The following is a 1,664-nucleotide window of genomic DNA, read 5'->3' on the forward strand; positions in this document are numbered from 1 at the left end:
TCCGCGCGCGACGTGATCGCGGCGGCGGACGAGGCGGGGCTGGCGATGGTGTTCACCGGGATGCGCCACTTCCGGCATTGATCGCCGGCGCCCCCGCTTCGGGGGGCCGGATCAGCGGACCGGCGACCCGCTCCGCGGCAGCGTCGCTTCGCTGGGCTCGGGGGTCTTGGCGAACAGGGCGCGGTCGGCGGGCCCGAACGCCCATTTCCACAGGATGAAGAGATAGGTCGCGGCGATCGCCGGCTCGCCGACCGCAAGTTCGACCCATTCGAGCCGCTTGGGTAGCGCGGTAAAGCCCGTGCCCACGACGATCGCGGCAAGCGCCGCCCAGACCAGCGGCCAGCGCCACGGCGAGACGCTCGCGCCGAGCAGGCTTCCGAGCAGCCGCGACTTGATCATCGAGGTCAGCGCGACCGAGATCATGAGCGCGATCGCGGGCCCTGCGGCCTGATAGTTGACCGGATAGCCAAGCCGGCGGATCGCGAAGATCAGCGCGAAGCTGAGGCCGATCTGGAAGGCGAGCATCACCGCTGAGATCATCAGATTGCGGTGCCGCGCGATATAGACGAGCGCGGATTCGCTGACCGCGCCGCTCGAGGCGAGGAATTCGGCGGTCAGCAGGAAGGCGAGCGCGGCGGTGCCAGCGACGAATTGCGGCCCGACCACGCCCATCACCGCCTCGCCGGGGATCGATCCCATCAGCGCGAGGCCACCCTGTGCCGCCATGATCCAGAACGCGACCTGGCGGACCTGGTTGGCGATCGCCGCGCGGTCGTTGACCGCAAGACTCTGCGTGATGACGGGGCCGAGGATCGGGTCGAAGCTTGTCTTAAGCTTCTGCGGCAGGCTCGCGACCTGTTGCGCCATATAATAGATGCCGACGACCTTGGGCTCGAACATCACGCCGAGGATGAAGCGGTCGACGTTGCGGCTGCCCCATTCGAGGATGTCCGCGCCCGCCAGCGGCACATTGGCGCGGGCGAGCGCGTAGAGCGGGCGCAGATGCGGCGACCAGCCGCGCGGCAGCCCGTAGCTGCGCACGAACGGCACGAGGCTGGCGATCAGCGCCGCAGTCATCGACGCGACATAGCTCAGCACGAGCCCGTCGCGGATCGTGAAATAGGAAAAGGCCCAGGCGGCGATCGAGATCGTCCACGGCTCGACCACCGCGCGCGCGGTGACCGCGGCCTTGACGTTCAGCCGATAGGCGAGTGCTGCCAGGCTGACGTCGGACCAGGCGACCGCGACGATGATGAGCGGCAGGAACCGGTCGAGCCCAGTGATCGCCGTATTGGGATACATGATCTCGGGGAAGGTGAAGAGCACCGCGCTCGCGATCAGCGACGCGACGAACGCCACCGCCATCGCATCCCACACGACATAGGCGTGCGGCCGCTCGGTGCTGCTCAGCGCCTGCGCGAGACCGCGCTTGAGCCCGAGCGTCGCCAGCAGCGCGGCGAGTTCGACCACCACGACCGCGATCGCGAACCGGCCGACCAGGTCCGGGCCGTAAATGCGGCCCGCGATGAACAGGAACGGGATGCGCGCGGCGAGGCGGAGGACAAAGCCCGCAATGTTGGTCCGACCGCCCTTGGCGAGCGTGTCGATATCCTTGGTCGATTCGGTCACGGGCGGGCGCCGCTGGTGCGCCGCGCCGCGGCTCG

1 protein-coding gene is annotated in these 1,664 nt (G+C 68.9%); it reads right to left on the reverse strand.

From position 1 onward, the window contains the following. Positions 1-111: 111 nt before the first annotated feature. Positions 112-1,629 carry an oligosaccharide flippase family protein gene (locus NI18_RS18180; protein WP_031440872.1) on the reverse strand — a complete coding sequence of 506 codons (1,518 nt, stop codon included), beginning with the start codon at positions 1,627-1,629 and terminating at the stop codon, positions 112-114. Positions 1,630-1,664 lie beyond the last annotated feature (35 nt).

The sequence above is a fragment of the Sphingomonas sp. Ant20 genome (genome assembly GCF_000783375.1).
Lineage (GTDB): Bacteria > Pseudomonadota > Alphaproteobacteria > Sphingomonadales > Sphingomonadaceae > Sphingomonas > Sphingomonas aerolata.